The 16,406-nt window shown below is 71.4% G+C and carries 17 protein-coding genes; 8 read left to right on the top strand and 9 right to left on the bottom strand.

Annotated features, from left to right (window positions below):
• The first annotated feature begins 92 nt into the window (after window positions 1-92).
• Window positions 93-983 (top strand): alpha/beta fold hydrolase, encoded by an 891-nt coding sequence (locus ACE4Q9_RS11620; protein WP_397984166.1) that lies wholly within the window; start codon window positions 93-95, stop codon window positions 981-983.
• Here the strand turns inward: ACE4Q9_RS11620 and ACE4Q9_RS11625 are convergent.
• The gene (locus ACE4Q9_RS11625; RefSeq protein WP_397984167.1) at window positions 980-1,876 is read right to left on the bottom strand and encodes an NYN domain-containing protein; all 897 of its coding nucleotides are present in this window, start codon (window positions 1,874-1,876) and stop codon (window positions 980-982) included. The genes ACE4Q9_RS11620 and ACE4Q9_RS11625 overlap by 4 nt on opposite strands.
• A 236-nt stretch (window positions 1,877-2,112) precedes the next feature.
• Between ACE4Q9_RS11625 and ACE4Q9_RS11630 the strand changes: the two genes are divergently transcribed.
• A complete protein-coding gene (locus ACE4Q9_RS11630; protein ID WP_086805833.1) occupies window positions 2,113-2,265 on the top strand; it encodes a hypothetical protein in 153 nt (50 codons plus the stop codon).
• A gap of 74 nt (window positions 2,266-2,339) precedes the next feature.
• Here ACE4Q9_RS11630 and ACE4Q9_RS11635 read toward each other — a convergent pair whose 3' ends face one another.
• From ACE4Q9_RS11635 to ACE4Q9_RS11645, 3 genes are all read right to left on the bottom strand, one after another.
• Complete coding sequence (locus ACE4Q9_RS11635; protein WP_397984168.1) at window positions 2,340-2,945, bottom strand: MarC family protein; 606 nt, start codon at window positions 2,943-2,945, stop codon at window positions 2,340-2,342.
• Window positions 2,946-3,017: 72 nt separating this feature from the next.
• On the bottom strand, window positions 3,018-3,875 hold the full coding sequence (locus ACE4Q9_RS11640) for a PHP domain-containing protein (RefSeq protein WP_397984169.1): 858 nt from the start codon (window positions 3,873-3,875) through the stop codon (window positions 3,018-3,020).
• 149 nt (window positions 3,876-4,024) lie between these two features.
• The gene (locus ACE4Q9_RS11645) at window positions 4,025-4,675 is read right to left on the bottom strand and encodes a DUF6758 family protein (RefSeq protein ID WP_397984170.1); all 651 of its coding nucleotides are present in this window, start codon (window positions 4,673-4,675) and stop codon (window positions 4,025-4,027) included.
• Between the two features lie 164 nt (window positions 4,676-4,839).
• On the opposite strand from ACE4Q9_RS11645, the gene ACE4Q9_RS11650 reads away from it, so the two are divergent.
• The gene (locus tag ACE4Q9_RS11650; RefSeq protein ID WP_397984171.1) at window positions 4,840-6,063 is read left to right on the top strand and encodes an MFS transporter; all 1,224 of its coding nucleotides are present in this window, start codon (window positions 4,840-4,842) and stop codon (window positions 6,061-6,063) included.
• Window positions 6,064-6,084: 21 nt separating this feature from the next.
• Here ACE4Q9_RS11650 and ACE4Q9_RS11655 read toward each other — a convergent pair whose 3' ends face one another.
• Window positions 6,085-6,669, bottom strand: coding sequence for a suppressor of fused domain protein (locus ACE4Q9_RS11655; RefSeq protein ID WP_397984172.1), 585 nt, complete (start codon window positions 6,667-6,669; stop codon window positions 6,085-6,087).
• A 504-nt stretch (window positions 6,670-7,173) separates the two neighbouring features.
• On the opposite strand from ACE4Q9_RS11655, the gene ACE4Q9_RS11660 reads away from it, so the two are divergent.
• Both ACE4Q9_RS11660 and ACE4Q9_RS11665 read left to right on the top strand, forming a co-directional pair.
• A complete protein-coding gene (locus tag ACE4Q9_RS11660) occupies window positions 7,174-8,301 on the top strand; it encodes a magnesium and cobalt transport protein CorA (RefSeq protein WP_397984173.1) in 1,128 nt (375 codons plus the stop codon).
• Window positions 8,302-8,323: 22 nt separating this feature from the next.
• Window positions 8,324-8,839: a hypothetical protein gene (locus tag ACE4Q9_RS11665; protein ID WP_397984174.1), complete on the top strand. Its 516-nt coding sequence runs from the start codon at window positions 8,324-8,326 to the stop codon at window positions 8,837-8,839.
• A 90-nt stretch (window positions 8,840-8,929) separates the two neighbouring features.
• Here ACE4Q9_RS11665 and ACE4Q9_RS11670 read toward each other — a convergent pair whose 3' ends face one another.
• Window positions 8,930-9,673 (bottom strand): hypothetical protein, encoded by a 744-nt coding sequence (locus ACE4Q9_RS11670; protein WP_397984175.1) that lies wholly within the window; start codon window positions 9,671-9,673, stop codon window positions 8,930-8,932.
• 263 nt (window positions 9,674-9,936) lie between these two features.
• Between ACE4Q9_RS11670 and ACE4Q9_RS11675 the strand changes: the two genes are divergently transcribed.
• The 3 genes from ACE4Q9_RS11675 to ACE4Q9_RS11685 are packed head-to-tail and all read left to right on the top strand — an operon-like array spanning window position 9,937 to window position 13,004.
• Window positions 9,937-11,235 carry a magnesium transporter MgtE N-terminal domain-containing protein gene (locus ACE4Q9_RS11675; protein WP_397984176.1) on the top strand — a complete coding sequence of 433 codons (1,299 nt, stop codon included), beginning with the start codon at window positions 9,937-9,939 and terminating at the stop codon, window positions 11,233-11,235.
• The gene (locus ACE4Q9_RS11680; protein ID WP_397984177.1) at window positions 11,225-11,827 is read left to right on the top strand and encodes a DUF1003 domain-containing protein; all 603 of its coding nucleotides are present in this window, start codon (window positions 11,225-11,227) and stop codon (window positions 11,825-11,827) included. Before ACE4Q9_RS11675 ends, ACE4Q9_RS11680 begins: the two co-directional genes overlap by 11 nt.
• Window positions 11,828-11,870: 43 nt before the next feature.
• Window positions 11,871-13,004, top strand: a complete 1,134-nt coding sequence (locus tag ACE4Q9_RS11685; protein WP_397984178.1) for an Mrp/NBP35 family ATP-binding protein — start codon at window positions 11,871-11,873, stop codon at window positions 13,002-13,004.
• Window positions 13,005-13,107: 103 nt separating this feature from the next.
• On the opposite strand, the gene ACE4Q9_RS11690 is transcribed toward ACE4Q9_RS11685, so the two are convergent.
• The 3 genes from ACE4Q9_RS11690 to ACE4Q9_RS11700 all read right to left on the bottom strand — a co-directional run bounded on the left by ACE4Q9_RS11690 (window position 13,108) and on the right by ACE4Q9_RS11700 (window position 16,367).
• Window positions 13,108-13,770, bottom strand: coding sequence for a hypothetical protein (locus ACE4Q9_RS11690; RefSeq protein WP_397984179.1), 663 nt, complete (start codon window positions 13,768-13,770; stop codon window positions 13,108-13,110).
• Between the two features lie 233 nt (window positions 13,771-14,003).
• The gene (locus ACE4Q9_RS11695) at window positions 14,004-14,462 is read right to left on the bottom strand and encodes a sec-independent translocase (RefSeq protein WP_397984180.1); all 459 of its coding nucleotides are present in this window, start codon (window positions 14,460-14,462) and stop codon (window positions 14,004-14,006) included.
• Window positions 14,463-14,546: 84 nt separating this feature from the next.
• Window positions 14,547-16,367 carry a S1C family serine protease gene (locus ACE4Q9_RS11700; protein WP_397984181.1) on the bottom strand — a complete coding sequence of 607 codons (1,821 nt, stop codon included), beginning with the start codon at window positions 16,365-16,367 and terminating at the stop codon, window positions 14,547-14,549.
• Between the last annotated feature and the right edge of the window lie 39 nt (window positions 16,368-16,406).

The following is a 16,406-nucleotide window of genomic DNA, read 5'->3' on the forward strand; positions in this document are numbered from 1 at the left end:
GCGCGGCGGCACCGCAGCCCTGACGGCCCGGTTCACCTCGGTGGACCGGGCCGTCGGCGTTCTCCCGTCACTCTCCGGCTAACCTCTCCCCCATGAGCAGGCCCGATACCTTCGTCCCGCCCCCCGGCGCCCGCGCGTACCCGCTGCGTACCGCGCGCGGGGAGTTCGCCGTCGTCGACGCCCCGGTGGCCGAGGGGGTCGAGGCGAAGGGGGTCGCCCTGCTGCTGCCCGGGTTCACCGGCAGCAAGGAGGACTTCAACCCGCTGCACGTGCCGCTGGCCGAGCGCGGGTACCGGACCGTGGCCGTCGACGGGCGCGGGCAGTTCGAGTCGGACGGCCCCGAGGGCGACGAAACGGCTTATGCGCAGGGCGAGTTGGCGGCGGACGTGCTGGCGCAGGCCGCGGCGATCGGCGAGCCGGTGCATCTGCTGGGCCACTCCTTCGGCGGACAGGTCGCCCGCGTCGCCGTCCTGCTGGACCCGTCACCCTTCCGGTCGCTGACCCTGATGGCATCGGGGCCGGCGCGGATCTCGGCGTCCCAGCAGGAGCGGGTACGGCTGCTGCGGGACGCGCTCGCCGTGATGACCATGGCGCAGGTGTGGGACGCGATGCGGCAGATGGAGGCGCCCGAGCAGACCGGAACGCCCGAGCCGGGCGACACCCCGGACGTCCAGGAGGACATGCGCCGCCGCTGGATGGGCACCAAGCCCGCCCAACTCCGCGCCGCCGGGCGCCAGTTGTGCGCGGAGCCGGACCGGGTGGCGGAGCTGGCCGCCGTCGCCCTGCCGTTCCACGTCGTGTCGGGCGCCTACGACGACACCTGGCCGGTGCCCCTGCTGGACGACATGGCGAAACGGCTCGGCGCGCACCGCACGATCATCGGGGGCACCGAACACTCCCCCAACACCGAACGCCCACTGGAGACCGCCCGCGCCCTCGCCGACTTCTGGGACGGGACGGAGCGGATGGGGGAAGCCGGTTAGTACTGCGCCTGCAAGTGGTCCCAGAACCCGTCCCTGAGGGAGCGGCGCAGGTCGGCCTGGCCGCGTAGGGAGTACTGGAGCAGGCCCTCGGCCTCGACCAGCAGGTCCTGGTCGACGGAGCCGGGCAGATAGGGGTGGCCGGGCAGCAGTTCGACCAGGGCGTCGCGGCCTCGGGAGGCCAGCCACTTCGCCGCGATTTGGGCGCCGACGAAGCGGACGTCCTCACGGGTGGGCCGGGTCCCGGTGCCGGCCTCATAGGCGGCGGCCGTGCGCCGGGAGACGTACGGCTTGAAGAACTCCAGGTCCAGGGTGCGCTGGCTGTCGACCTCCCACAGCAGCGGCTCGGCCTGGTTGCGGCCCTCGGGCGCCTCGATGCCCCACAGATGCACGCGGGCGCCGTAGCCCTGGGCGGCCTCGACCGCGGAGACCAGGTCCTCGTCGCCGCCGAGCAGGGCCGCGTCGCTGATGGCGCGGTGCCGGGCCAGCGACTCCAGATCCGTGCGGATCAGTGAATCGACGCCCTTCTGCTGGTTGTTGGCGTTGAGGTTGCCGAGGCGGACCTTGACGTCGGGGAGTTCGGCGATGGTCTGCTGCTCGGCGGTGTGGATGCGGCGCCGGGCGCCGTCGTACCAGTAGACGCGCAGCAGCCGGCTGTCGGCGAAGACGGTGCGGGCACGGTCGATCAGCGCGTCGATCAGGCCCTCGGCGTCCACGTCGAAGGCCCGGCGGTCCTCCGTCCCGGCGATCAGGCGGCCGGCCGCCGCGTACAGGTACCCGGCGTCCACGAAGATCGCGTGGGTCGAGGGTGTCTTCGCCACCTCGGCGAGCATGCGTTCCAGCAGCTCGTTCGTACGGTCGATGCGGGTGGCGAGATGCGCCAGGTCGTCGTTCATCGCCGCCCATTCTCCTCGTCGTCACAGTGTGAACACAACCGGTCCCGCGCAGTCCCAGGCGTTCTCACACGGTCACCGACCGCTACTTACCGGTCGGTAGTTAGGCGTTCGAAAAATTTCTTTAGCGTAGGGAATGTTTGTAACACGCGGCGTGTTCACTCAGTACGACGCCGGATACACAACCGGCGCGCCAAGTAGTTCTCCGCAGGAGGATGACCAGACGAAGGGAGAAGCCTGTGCGCTTCGAAATCATGCGACTCGACGAGGTCGACGGGACCACCGTGGACAGCACCGTCGTGGACGCCGCCTCCGTCAACCGGATCGTTCAGCAGGCAGCGGCAGTGGGGCAGCGCCTGTGGATCCGCCCGGCCGAGACCCCGGCCTCGTAACGGGGTTCCCGCTCAAGCCTTCCGGGGGAACCGAGCCGTGTACGACGGCCCGGTCCCCCCGGATCACCTGAGCGTCAGCTTCCGTGGATCACCTGGGTGATCCCGTTGATGATCTGCTGTACCGCGATCGCGGAGAGCATCATGCCCGCGAGCCGCGTCACCAGGACCACGCCGCCGTCCTTGATGATCCGGATGATCAGCAGCGAGTAGCGCATCACCAGCCACAGCACCACATGGATCGCGAGGATCGCGGCCCACACCGATATCTGGGTGCTCACGCTGCCGGCCTTCTGCACGGCCAGGATGACGGACACGATCGCACCGGGCCCCGCGAGCAGCGGCATGCCGAGCGGCACGAGGGCCACGTTGACGTCCTTGGTGGCCTTCGGCTCGTCGTTCTTGCCGGTGAGCAGGTCGAGCGCGATCAGCAGGAGCAGCAGGCCGCCCGCGATCATCAGCGCGGGCACGGACACGTGCAGGTAGTCGAGGATCTGGTGCCCGAGGACGCCGAAGACGGCGATGACCCCGAACGCGACGCAGACGGCCTGGAACGCCATCCGCTTCTGCACCTTCGCCGGCCGGCCCGCGGTCAGGGCGAGGAAGATCGGGGTGATCCCAGGGGGATCCATGATGACAAAAAGGGTCAGGAACAGAGAGCCGAAGACGGCGATGTCGAACATGCGGAAGTACTGGCCTTGCTGAAAGAAGACGAACTGAGGGTGTGAGCGCGCGTCGGCCGCGAAGAGGCGGCCTCAGACTCCGCCGGCTCCGGGAACCGGGAACGCGCCGGTCGCCCGGCGGGTGATCTCCCCGTACACCTCGGGGTCGGTGGTGTAGTCGCCGAGCGCGACGGTCTTGCGGCTGCCGTGGTAGTCCGAGGAGCCCGTGACCAGCAGGCCGAGGTCCTTGGCCAGGCCGCGCAGCCGGTCCTTGGCCGCGTCGTCGTGGTCCATGTGGTCGACCTCGATGCCGTCCAGGCCGGCCGCGGCCATCTCGGCGATCGCGGACTCGGGGACCGTCCGGCCCCGCTTGGCGGCGGCCGGGTGCGCGAACACGCAGACCCCGCCGGCGGCCTTGACCAGCCGGATCGCCTCGAAGGGGTCGGTCTCGTGCTTCGGCATGTAGGCGCGGCCGCCGTCGGCGAGCCACTCCTCGGTGAACGCGTCGCTCACCGTCTCCACCACGCCCAGCTCGACCAGCGCGGAGGCGACATGCGGACGCCCCACGGAGCCGCCGACGGCGATCCGCTCGACCTGCTCCCAGGTGACCGGCACACCCAGCGCGTTCAGCTTGGCGACCATGCCCTTGGCCCGCGGCACCCGGTCGTCCCGGACCAGCTCGCGCTCGGCGAGCAGGGCGGGCTCCTCGGGATCGAAGAGGTAGGCCAGCAGGTGCATCGAGATGCCGTCGATACGGCAGGACAGCTCGGCGCCGGGGACCAGGGTGAGTCCGGCGGGCAGCGCGGCGATTGCCTCGGCGTGGCCGCGGGTGGTGTCGTGGTCGGTCAGCGCGACGACGTCCAGACCGGCCGCGGCGGCGTGGCGCACCAGCTCGGCGGGGGTGTCCGTGCCGTCGGACGCCGTGGAGTGACAGTGCAGATCGATGCGCACGGTGACTCCAGACGGGCCGCGGGACAGGAAGAGGACACCTCAGGATAACCGCCCCGGACACCCGTTCTGTCACGACCGCGGCGGGGGTACGCCCCCTACAGCGATGCGCGGCCGCCCACGTGGACGGGCACGTCCCGGCACGACGCCTCCTATGGCCCCTGGGGGCGCAGCAGCCGCGGTGACAGCGCCCCGCAGGGCGCCAGGTCCAGCTCGGCGCCCGCGTCGCGCAGATCGGTCAGGACCAGCTCGTCGTACAGGAGCAGGCCCGCCTGTTCGGGCCACACCACGGCCCACAGCCACATGCCGAGCGCCTCGCCGGCGAAGACGGCGCGGTCGTCGGGGGTGCGGTAGACGTGCCAGAGCGGGGTGGGGCGGCCGGCGGCGAGGACCTTGGTCTGGGGCGGCTTCTCGACGTTCATGTACGGCCCCGGATCCGGACCGTCGATGCCCGCGTACCGCGCGCCGAGGCCGACGCCCATCTCCTCGGCCACCAGGATCAGCTCGCCGGGGCCGCCGAGCGGGCCGGGTCCGGAGCAGGCGACGGCGCTCGCGCGGCCGCCGCTGCGGTCGTCGCCCGCGTACGCCACCCCGGTGAAGAGCCAGCCCACCGGCAGCGGCCACGGCATCCACAGCGGGACATGCGTGCGCCGCGTCACCGCAGCGAGGGCCTCGACGCTGGGCGGGATCACGGGCTGAAGCGGAAACACCGCACCGTGCACATCGCACTGCCACGTGTCGGCGAAGAGGCCGGGAGCCCTGACCCGGCCACCACACCGCGGGCAACTGGGTTCGCCCCTCATAGGGCTCCACGGTCCTACCCCGGCCCGTCCACGTCAAGGACGATCACCCGTCCGGGCGTCCCGACCAGGGCAAAGTAGATGCGCCTTGCATTAATTAGCACAGCTAACTTAGTATGTGTATAAGCCAACTATCTACGCGCTATCCAGCAGAACGGGAGAAGCACATGGATCCCCTGGACGCGGGAGCCGGCAGCATCCTGCGGCAGCCCAAGGCGGTCTGGGCCACGGCCGGCGCCTCCGTCGTCGCCTTCATGGGCATCGGCCTGGTCGACCCGATCCTGCCGTCGATCGCGCAGGGCCTCGACGCCACACCCAGTCAGGTGTCCCTGCTTTTCACCTCGTACTTCCTGATCACCGCGGTCGCGATGCTGCTGACCGGCTTCGTCTCCAGCCGTATCGGCGGCAAGAAGACGCTGCTGCTCGGCCTCGCCTTCGTGGTCGTCTTCGCCGGTCTCGCCGGCACCTCGGACACGGTCGGCCAGCTGGTCGGCTTCCGGGCGGGCTGGGGCCTCGGCAACGCGCTGTTCGTCTCCACCGCGCTCGCGGTCATCGTCGGCGCCGCGGCCGGCGGCAGCGCGGCCGCGATCCTGCTCTACGAGTCCGCGCTCGGCCTCGGCATGGCCTGCGGCCCGCTGCTCGGCGCGGTCCTCGGCAACATCAGCTGGCGCTACCCCTTCTTCGGCACCGCCACGCTGATGGCGATCGGCTTCCTGTGCATCACGGTGTTCCTGAAGGAGCAGCCGAAGCCGGCCCGCAAGACCTCGATCCTGGACCCGCTCAAGGCGCTCGGCCACGGCGGCCTGGCCTCGGCGGCGGTCTCGGCGTTCTTCTACAACTACACGTTCTTCACCGTGCTGGCCTTCACGCCGTTCGTGCTGGACATGACCCCGTACCGCTCCGGTGCGGTGTTCTTCGCCTGGGGCGTGCTGCTCGCGGTCTTCTCGGTGGTCGTCGCCCCGCGCATGCAGGAGCGGTTCGGCTCGCTGAAGGTGCTCGGCGGCTCGCTGGTGCTGCTCGCGGCCGACGTCCTGGTGCTCGGCTACGGCGGCCACACCGCCGCGATCGTCTGCACCATCCTGTCCGGCGCCTTCATCGGCGTGAACAACACCGTCTACACCGAGCTGGCGCTCGGCGTCTCGGACGCGCCGCGCCCGGTGGCGAGCGCGGGCTACAACTTCGTCCGCTGGTTCGCGGCGGCGGCCGCGCCCTACTTCGCGCCGAAGATCGAGGAGTGGACCGACATCCACATCCCGTTCGTGGTGGCGGCGGTCACCGCGCTGCTGGGCGCGGTGGTGGTCGTCGTACGGCGCCGCGCCCTCGCCCACGAGGCGGAGGAGCTGGCTCCCCGGCACGCCACCGAGGACGGCGTCACGGTCTTCGCCAACTGACGCGTGGCGCGGTGAGCTTGCTCACTCGAGCGGTACGGACCTGCGGACGGGATCCCGCAGGTCCGTACCGTGTGCCAGCCACCGTTCCTGGAGGGCCTGGGCGCCCTGCACGCGCTTGAAGGCGGCCTCGTTCGGAGTCATCGGGAGCAGCGGCAGGAACCGTACGGGCTCCAGCGGCTCGTCCAGCTCCAGGTCCTCGACCAGACCGCCGCCCTCGCCCACCAGGACCGAGGTGAAGGGGGCGCCGGGCCACAGCGGATCGCCCACGTCCAGGGCGGCGCCGGGCGTCACGATCAGCCCCTCGACCTGCGGGGAGGCGGCGAGCACGGCGAGCGGGCGGAGCACCTTGTCGGTGTCGGCGAGGCCCGCGCGCACGGACAGGACCAGTTCGGCGCGGGGCCCCCTGAGGGGGTCGGCGACCAGCGCGGTGGGATCGCTCATGGGGTGCGCGGACATGCCGAGGGTCGCGTAGCGGACGACGTCCCCCTCGGTGAAGCGGAGCACCTCGATGCGGTCCGTGCCGAGGAAGGTGACGGCCGCGCGCGCGTCCGGGGCGCCCAGCGCGGTGGTCAACCGTGCCTCGACCAGAGGAAGAACATCAACCATGCGGTGAGCATAGAACTCGTCACCGACGGGCAAAGCGGCACCTTGACAGCGAGGGCGGCTGGTACTCTGAGCCGGTGGTTCGGGGCGGTGCGCCAAGCGTGCTGTCAAGCCCCGGAACCCTGGGAACTCCCTTACGAGGGACCGGCCGGAGGAGGTGGGGCTGTCATGGATCGAAGTCGACCTGGTAGTACCACTCGCTCTTCCGCCCGTTGAATGTAGTCACTGGCTGTCGTAGCCACTGACCGGTTTCCGTTCTGGCCGGCTACCGCCTTCCCGTGCGCGTCACTGTTCGGAAGAGCACTTCGTCTCGCTTTGCCTGATCTGCATCAGTTCTGCATCAGCAGCGAAATCGCCACCGCGACGGTGCGGTGCTCCCCGCTTTGTGGACGAGCCAAACGTCCTTCCCCCGCCCCGGCCGGGGAAATTTCTGGAGGACGTCCTCATTCCGGGTAGTTCCACCCGTCTTCGGCGGTCTTTCGTTGCCTGTCGCGAAGGAGCCTGCCCATGTCGATGATCCGCGACCTGCGCGCCGTGGTCCGTCCGCCCCGCGTCTCGCTGCGCAAGGCCACGAGCACGCCGTCCGCGCCGTACGACACCACGCGCGACCCCGCCACCCCCTCCGCCGTGGTCGACTGCGCCGTCTACCGCGACGGGCGGCGCCTCATGAGCGCCAAGCCGCTGACCCCGCAGGAGGCGATGCGTCTGGTGCGGCGCGACGGCGGCTTCGTCTGGATCGGGCTGCACGAGCCGACGGAGGCCGAATTCGCCGGTATCGCGGGCGAGTTCGGGCTGCACCCGCTGGCCGTCGAGGACGCGGTGCAGGCACACCAGCGGCCGAAGCTGGAGCGGTACGACGACTCGCTGTTCACCGTCTTCAAGACCATCCACTACGTCGAGCACGACCAGCTGACCGCGAACAGCGAGGTGGTGGAGACCGGCGAGGTGATGTGCTTCACCGGCCGGGACTTCTTCATCACCGTGCGGCACGGCGGCCAGGGCTCGCTGCGGGCGCTGCGGCACCGGCTCCAGGACGACCCGGAGCTGCTGGCCAAGGGCCCCTCGGCGGTGCTGCACGCGATCGCGGACCATGTGGTGGACGGGTACATCGCGGTGACGGACGCGGTGCAGGACGACATCGACGAGGTGGAGACCGAGGTCTTCTCCCCCGGCCGGGGCGGGGTCTCGCGCGGTGTGGACTCCGCGCGGATCTACCAACTCAAGCGGGAGGTCATGGAGTTCAAGCGGGCGGTGGCGCCGCTGCTGCGGCCCATGCAGCTGCTCAGCGAGCGGCCGATGCGGCTGATCGACCCGGACATCCAGAAGTACTTCCGGGACGTCGCCGACCATGTCGCCCGCGTGCACGAGCAGGTCGTCGGCTTCGACGAGCTGCTCAACTCCATCCTCCAGGCCAACCTGGCACAGGCGTCCGTGGCGCAGAACGAGGACATGCGGAAGATCACCGCGTGGGCCGCGATCATCGCGGTGCCGACGATGGTGACCGGTGTGTACGGGATGAACTTCGAGTACATGCCGGAACTGCACTGGAAGTACGGCTACCCCATGGTGCTGTCCTTCACGGTCGCCGTGTGTGTCGGCATCCACCGGGTGCTGAAGCGCAACGGGTGGCTGTGAGCGGCGTGGATAGGGTGGACGCATGACTGGCGAGCTGCTCGAGAGGGCTCTCATCGAGGAGGCCGCGAAGAAGTCCGGCCTGCTGTGGGTGCGCGGCGCGGACGCGTCCGCCGCGCGTGCCGTGTGGCATGTGTGGCACGAGGGCGCGGTGTGCCTGGTCGGCGACGGGCCCGGCGAGCAGCCGCTCACCGGGCTGGCCGACGGGGGCACCGCCGAGGTGACCGTGCGCAGCAAGGACAAGGGGGGCCGGCTGGTCTCCTTCACGGCCGCGGTGAGCGAGCCGGCGGCCGGTACGCCGGAGTGGGAGGCGGCGGTCGCCGAGCTGAAGGGCAAGCGGCTGAACGCCCCCGACGCCGACCGGATGACGGAGCGCTGGGCGCGCGAGTGCCGGGTGCTGCGGCTGGCGCCGACGGGTGCGGTGGCCGCGTTGCCCGACGGGGACCTGGCGCAGAGACCGGTCCCGACCCCGGCGACCACCCGCCGCCCGGTCCCGGCCGCCCTCCCCAAGCTCCTCGCCAGACGCCGCAAGGGCCGGTGACACCCAGAGCGCCGGCATGAGCCGGTACCGGGGTGACCCGGTACCGGTACCAGCGTGCGTTCCGGTGCCCGTGGTCAGGTGTCCGCCCCGCTACGACGTCGGCAGTTGCCGGCCGTAGTCCACCGTCTCGGAGTCCGCGGGCTCGGTGACGGTGAAGTTCCCGCCCCAGTCGGAGAAGCGGAGCGTGCCCGCGTTGCCCGCACGGGTGAGGGCCAGCGGGTAGGGGGTGCCCTTGAGGGAGACGTCGAGGGTGCCGCCCGAACCGTGGTCGCCGGTGATCCGGACCGTCGGGGTACCCGCCTCGGTGTGCCGGCCGTCGGTCGCCAGTGAGCCGTGCAGTGTCAGCAGACCCGAGAGGAGGACGTCCTTGTCCGTGAAGCCGCTGAACTTCTTGTACGCGGGGTCCTGCTGCGGGACCTTCACGTACTTGCCGTCGAGCTTGGCCGCCGCCCCGCCGTCGCTCCCGTCGCCCTTGCCGTCCGCCTGCGACCAGAAGGCCGCGTCGGCCTTCAGGTACAGCTGGGTGCCGACCCGCAGCAGCTTGAACGTATCGGCGCCCGAGGTCACCGAGCCGGTGCCGCCGTCGTCCTTGAGCCGCATGTCGAGCCTGTATGTGACGCCGCTGGTCACCACGGTCCCGGAGAGCCGGACCGCCGAGGCCGCCCGCGCCGCCGACCGCGTCCGCGCCTGGATCCGGTCGGCGGACAGCTTGCCGACCCCGTTCGTGCCCGCGTCCGGATCGCCGCCGCATCCGGTCAACACCGCCGCGCCCGTCACGGCCAGCGCGCACAGCGCGGTCACCGGGCGGCTACGGCCGGGGGGAATCGCAGTCACGGGTGAGCTCGCCTTTCCGACGGTTCCTGTAGCGGCGTACCGCAGCGTACCGGTGCCACGGGCGCCCGGCGGAGCCAGTCCGTCCGGACCCCCCACCAGGGCGTATCCGGTCGGTACGGGCTAGCCTGAAGCGCAACCGTGCGGGCAAATCCGAGCAATTCACCGACAAAAGCTATCCCTGTCGTACACCACTTCGCCCAGTCCCCCGATGTAAACCTCGTCGCACACATCGTCCGCACGTTCCCTGACAAGGAAGCAGAACCATGGCAGCCGGAGCCCCCCGGATCTTCGTCTCGCACCTCGCCGGGGTCCCCGTCTTCGATCCCAACGGCGACCAGGTGGGCCGCGTACGCGACCTCGTCGTGATGCTGCGCGTGGGCAGGAGACCCCCGCGCGTGCTCGGCCTCGTCGTCGAACTGTCCACCCGGCGCCGCATCTTCCTGCCCATGACCCGGATCAGCGGCATCGAGTCCGGGCAGGTCATCAGCACCGGCGTCATGAACGTCCGCCGCTTCGAGCAGCGGCCCACCGAGCGCCTGGTCTTCGGCGAGCTGCTGGACCGGCGGGTCACCCTGGTGGAGACCGGCGAGGAGGCCACCGTCCTCGACATGTCCGTGCAGCAGCTGCCCGCGCGCCGGGACTGGGAGATCGACCGCGTCTTCGTGCGCAAGGGCAGGAAGGGCAGCGCGTTCCGCCGGGTCAAGGGCGAGACGCTGACCGTGGACTGGTCCGCCGTGTCCGGGTTCTCCCTGGAGGAGAACGGGCAGGGCGCCGAGAACCTGCTCGCCACCTTCGAGCAGCTGCGCCCCGCCGACCTCGCCAATGTGCTGCACCACCTCTCCCCCAAGCGGCGCGCCGAGGTCGCCGCCGCCCTGGACGACGACCGGCTCGCCGACGTCCTGGAGGAGCTGCCGGAGGACGACCAGATCGAGATCCTCGGCAAGCTCCAGGAGGAGCGCGCGGCCGACGTCCTGGAGGCCATGGACCCGGACGACGCGGCCGACCTGCTCTCCGAGCTGCCGGAGGAGGACAAGGAGCGGCTGCTGAGCCTGATGCAGCCCGGCGACGCGGCCGACATGCGGCGTCTGATGTCGTACGAGGAGCACACCGCCGGCGGTCTGATGACCACCGAGCCGATCGTGCTGCGCCCGGACGCCACCGTCGCCGACGCGCTCGCCCGCGTCCGCAACCCCGACCTCTCCCCCGCGCTCGCCGCCCAGGTCTACGTCTGCCGACCGCCGGACGAGACGCCGACCGGCAAGTACCTGGGCACCGCCCACTTCCAGCGGCTGCTGCGCGACCCCCCGTACACCCTGGTCAGTTCACTCCTGGACGACGATCTCCAGCCGCTGTCCCCGGACGCCTCGCTGCCGGTGATCGCCGGGTTCTTCGCCACCTACGACATGGTGGCCGCGCCCGTGGTGGACGAGGCCGGATCGCTGCTGGGCGCGGTGACCGTCGACGACGTACTGGACCACATGCTGCCCGAGGACTGGCGCGAGACCGAGTTCCACCTGGCGGAGAGCCCCGCGGACGGCAAGGAGGCCGGCGATGCCCGCTGAGCGCGAGGGCGTGCGCGAGCGCACGCCCGCCGGTGCCACGGCCGCCGGCCGCCCGCGCACGCCCCGGCTCGACCAGCCGAGGCCGCCCCGGCGCCGCTTCCTCCCCGAGTGGGACCCGGAGGCCTTCGGCCGGCTGTCGGAGCGGATCGCCCGGTTCCTCGGCACCGGACGCTTCATCGTCTGGATGACGATCGTCATCATCGTCTGGGTGGTGTGGAACGTGAGCGTGCCCCGCCATCTGCGGTTCGACGAGTACCCGTTCATCTTCCTGACCCTGGCCCTGTCCCTCCAGGCGTCCTACGCCGCCCCGCTGATCCTGCTCGCGCAGAACCGGCAGGACGACCGCGACCGGGTCAACCTGGAGCAGGACCGCAAGCAGAACGAGCGGTCCATCGCGGACACCGAGTACCTGACGCGGGAGATCGCCGCGCTGCGCATGGGCCTCGGTGAGGTCGCCACCCGCGACTGGATCCGGGCCGAGTTGCAGGACATGCTCAAGGAGATGGAGGAACGGATGGGTCACGGCGGCCCGGTCGTATTCCCGGCGGAACGGACGGAACGCCCGCCGGGACGTGACGCAGACGACCGCTGAGGGGCTACCCGGAGGGCCCTCGGCGCGCCGTACCATCGTCCTTATGGCTACGGAAGACGCGGTGCGCGAGGCACTGGCGACGGTGAACGACCCCGAGATCAACCGCCCCATCACCGAGCTGGGGATGGTCAAATCGGTGGAGATCGGGGAGGACGGCGCGGTCGCGGTCACCGTGTACCTGACGGTCTCCGGCTGTCCCATGCGCGACACCATCACCCAGCGGGTCACCGAGGCGGTCTCGCGTGTCGAGGGCGTCACCCGCGTGGACGTCACGCTCGACGTGATGAGCGACGAGCAGCGCAGGGAGCTGGCAGCGGCCCTGCGGGACGGTCAGGCCGAGCGCGAGGTGCCGTTCGCCAAGCCGGGCAACCTCACCCGTGTCTACGCGGTCGCCTCCGGCAAGGGCGGCGTCGGCAAGTCCTCGGTCACGGTGAACCTCGCGGCGGCGATGGCGGCCGACGGCCTCAAGGTGGGCGTGGTGGACGCCGACATCTACGGCCACTCGGTGCCGCGCATGCTGGGCGCGCAGGGCCGTCCCACTCAGGTCGAGAACATGATCATGCCGCCGTCGGCGAACGGCGTGAAGGTCATCTCGATCGGCATGTTCACGCCGGGCAACGCGCCGGTCGTCTGGCGCGGCCCGATGCTGCACCGCGCGCTCCAGCAGTTCCTGGCCGACGTGTACTGGGGCGACCTGGACGTCCTGCTGCTCGACCTGCCGCCCGGCACCGGCGACATCGCGATCTCCGTGGCCCAGCTGGTCCCGAACGCCGAGATCCTGGTCGTCACGACCCCGCAGCAGGCGGCCGCCGAGGTGGCCGAGCGCGCGGGTTCCATCGCGGTGCAGACCCACCAGAAGATCGTCGGCGTGGTCGAGAACATGTCCGGGCTGCCCTGCCCGCACTGCGGCGAGATGGTCGACGTCTTCGGCACGGGCGGCGGCCAGATGGTCGCCGACGGCCTCACCCGTACGACGGGTACGAGCGTCCCGGTCCTCGGCTCCATCCCCATCGACGTCCGGCTGCGCGAGGGCGGCGACGAGGGCAAGCCGGTCGTGCTGACCGACCCCGACTCCCCGGCGGGCGCCGCCCTGCGCTCCCTCGCGGGCAAACTGGGCGGCCGCCAGCGGGGCCTGTCGGGCATGTCGCTGGGCCTGACCCCGAAGAACAAGTTCTGAGCTTCGCGCACGGGAAAACGGCACGGGAATACGGCACAGGATTACGGAACAGGAAAGGGGCGCCGGAAATGACCGGCGCCCCTTCGTCATACGTACGCGGAACTCATACGTACGCGGAAATGTCCTGCACCACCGCGAATCCCAGCCCGTACGCGCTCATCCCCCGTCCGTACGCCCCGAGATGCACCCCCGCCTCCGTGGTCCCGGCGAGCACCCAGCCGAACTCCGACTCCCGGTAATGGAAGGACGCGGCCACCCCGTCCACCGGCAGCGAGAGCCTGGACCACTCCGGCCCGTCGAGATCGTCGGCCAGTTCCCACGCCGCCTCGGTCTGCTGCGCCAGCCAGTCGTCCCGCAGCGCGTGATCCATCTGCCCCGGCCAGGTGAAGGACAGCAGCCCGACGCCCGCGAGCCACGCCGCCGACGACACCGATGTCGCTTCCAGCATCCCCGAGCCGTCGGCCACCCGCCGGGACGGATGCGCCGCGACGGTCACCACGGCCGTGAACTTCTCCCTGGGCTCGGCGGAAACGCCGTCATGCAGCACGGACGGCGTGTCGCCGTGCCCGATCGATCCGTGCTCCACGGCCCCGTCGGAGGCCATGCCGACCTGCATCAGCCAGCGCGGCCCCGTGAACGCCTCGTCGAGCCCGTACCAGGGGAAGGGCGCCCGCAGGTAACCGTCGACCGTGCCGCGGTCGGCGGCGAGACCCTGTCCGCCCTCCGTGGCCGGCGCCGTCGCGCCCACCCGACTCGTCGTCTCCATCTGCCCGGACGCCTCCTCGCGCTCGTCGGACCGAAGCGACGGCCCGCCCCCCTTCGGGCGTACTCGTCCGGTCCGCACAACAACTCGGCAGCATATCCACACCGCTGAGAGCCGCCGGGCAGGCACCGGATCATCGGGTCCCTCGAACGGCCTGTTCACGCCGTTCGAGGCAGGCGCACGCTATGACGCGCGTCACGTACCCGTGTCGGAGCGACTTATGGGGCCGGTGTGGCTCAGGTGGCGTCGGAGTCGAACGGCGGCCGGTCGTCCTTCCCGGACTCCTCCTCCGGCTTCTTGGTCATGTCGATCTTCCCGCCGGTGGACGGCGTGGACGGCGAGGAGCCGGAGGAGGCGGCCGGGGAACCGGTGTCACGGCCGTTCACCGCGTCGGTGAGCTCGGCCATCTCCTTCTTCAGGTCGAAGCCGTTGCGGATCTCCTGCAGACCCAGATCGTCGCCGCTGAGCTGCTTGCGCAGGAACGTCTTCGGGTTCAGGTCCTCGAAGTCGAAGTCCTTGAACTCGGGCCCCAGCTCGCTACGGATGTCCTGCTTCGCGCTCTCCGAGAACTCGCGGATCTTCCGGATCGTCCGGGTGACATCCTGGATGACCTTGGGGAGCTTGTCCGGACCGAACACGAGCACCGCGATGACGATGATCGTCAGTAGCTCCATTGGCCCTATGTCATTGAACACCTGACGCTCCTTGCGATGTCCTCGGTCGCTCAACGGTACCCGGCGTTCTGGTCCGACCGGTACCGTCCCTAGGTGAGACTTGTGTCAGTTCTGCTCCGCGGCGCCCAGGACGAGTGAGACGTCCCGCCGGGCCCCGCCGCGCTCGACCGTCAGGCGCAGCCGGTCGCCGGGCTGGTGGGCGCGGATCCTGACGATCAGCTCCGCCGCGGTGTGCACCCGCTCGCCGTCCACCCCGGTGATCACATCGCCCGGCTTGAGCCCGGCCCGCGCGGCCGGACCGCCCCGGACGACGGCGGGACCGCCGTTCGGGGCCCGGCTGTCGACGCGGGCGCCGTCGCCGGTGTAGCCCATGTCGAGGTCGACGCCGATGACGGGGTGGGTGGCACGGCCGTCGTCGATCAGTTCCTCGGCGACGCGCTTGGCCTGGTTGACCGGTATGGCGAAGCCCAGGCCGATGGAGCCGGCCTGGCCGCTCCCGGTCTCGGAGCCGTTGTCGGCGGAGCGGATGGCGGAGTTGATGCCGATGACATGGGCTCGGGAGTCGAGCAGCGGCCCGCCGGAGTTGCCGGGATTGATCGGCGCGTCGGTCTGCAGGGCGTCCACGTACGACACATCGCTGCCGTCGCTCTCCTCGCCGCCCGCGGTGATGGGCCGCTCCTTGGCGCTGATGATGCCCGCGGTGACGGTGTTGGCCAGGTCGAAGGGGGCGCCGATGGCGACGACGGGGTCGCCGACCCGGACGTCGTCGGAGTTGCCGAGGGCCAGCGGGGTGAGCCCGTGCACGCCGCTGACCTGCACCACGGCGAGGTCGTAGCCGCTGTCCCGGCCGACGACGGTGGCCTTGACGGAGGTCCCGTCGCTGAAGGTCGCGGATATGTGGCCGCCGGACGCGGCGGGCGCGACGACGTGGTTGTTGGTGAGGATGTGCCCGCGGTCGTCCAGTACGAAGCCGGTACCGGTGTCCTCCTCGTCGGTGCCGGCGACATGCAGGGTGACGACGCTGGGCAGGGCGCGGGCGGCGATCCCGGCCACGCTGTCCGGCGCCCGCCCGGCGGGCACGCTCCCCGCCTGCGGCAGCCGTACGTCACCGCCGAGTCCCTCGCGCTCGACATAGCCGCCGGCGAGCCCGCCGACCGCGGCCGCGACCAGGGCGACGACGAGCGTCCATCCGGCCATGCCCCGCCGCCGACCGGTCCCTCCCCCACGCACTGACACGGCACCGGGCTGCTGGAGCGGTCCCGCGGCCCAGGAGTCGTAGCGCCGCCAGGGGTCTGCCGGGGGCTGATGCGCGGAAGGGGGCGCGGGTGCGGGCGCCGGGGGCGCGGGCGGGGGCACCGAGGGCGCGAGCACGGGGGGTACGACGGGTGCGGGGGCGGAGGTGGGCGCGGGGCCGGAGGTGGGCGCGGCTACGGACGCGGGTGCGGCGGGCGCGGGTATCGGCGCGGCTGCGGGCGCGGGTATCGGTGCAGGGGCCGCGGGGGTGGCGGGTGCGGGTATCGGCTCGGCTGCGGGCGCGGGTATCGGTGCGGGGGCCGCGGGGGTGGCGGGTGCGGGTATCGGCGCGGCTGCGGGCGCGGGTATCGGTGCGGGGGCCGCGGGGGTGGCGGGCGCGGGTATCGGCGGGCGGGCCGCGAGCGCGGTGGGCTCCGGGACGACGCCCACGGGCCCGGCACCCGGCTGTGCCGCGGCAGCCCCCTGTACCGGTGTCGCCAACGGGTGCTGGACCGGCGGGGCAGGGGCCCAGGGGCCCGGTTCGCCGTAGGGCGGGGTGCTGTAGGGATCCGGTTCGTGCAGGGGCGTGGGACGCTCCGGCCTGGCCAGTTCGAAGTCGCCGTCCGGCAGCGGCTCGGCCCCCGCCGCCGACTCCGGCTCCGCCCCCGGCGGAACGCGGTTCCCCTCGTTCATGCTCTCCCCAAGCTGACCGGGGCCCCGCGCTCGGGCGGC

Source organism: Streptomyces sp. AM6-12 (genome assembly GCF_044327085.1).
Classification (GTDB): domain Bacteria; phylum Actinomycetota; class Actinomycetes; order Streptomycetales; family Streptomycetaceae; genus Streptomyces.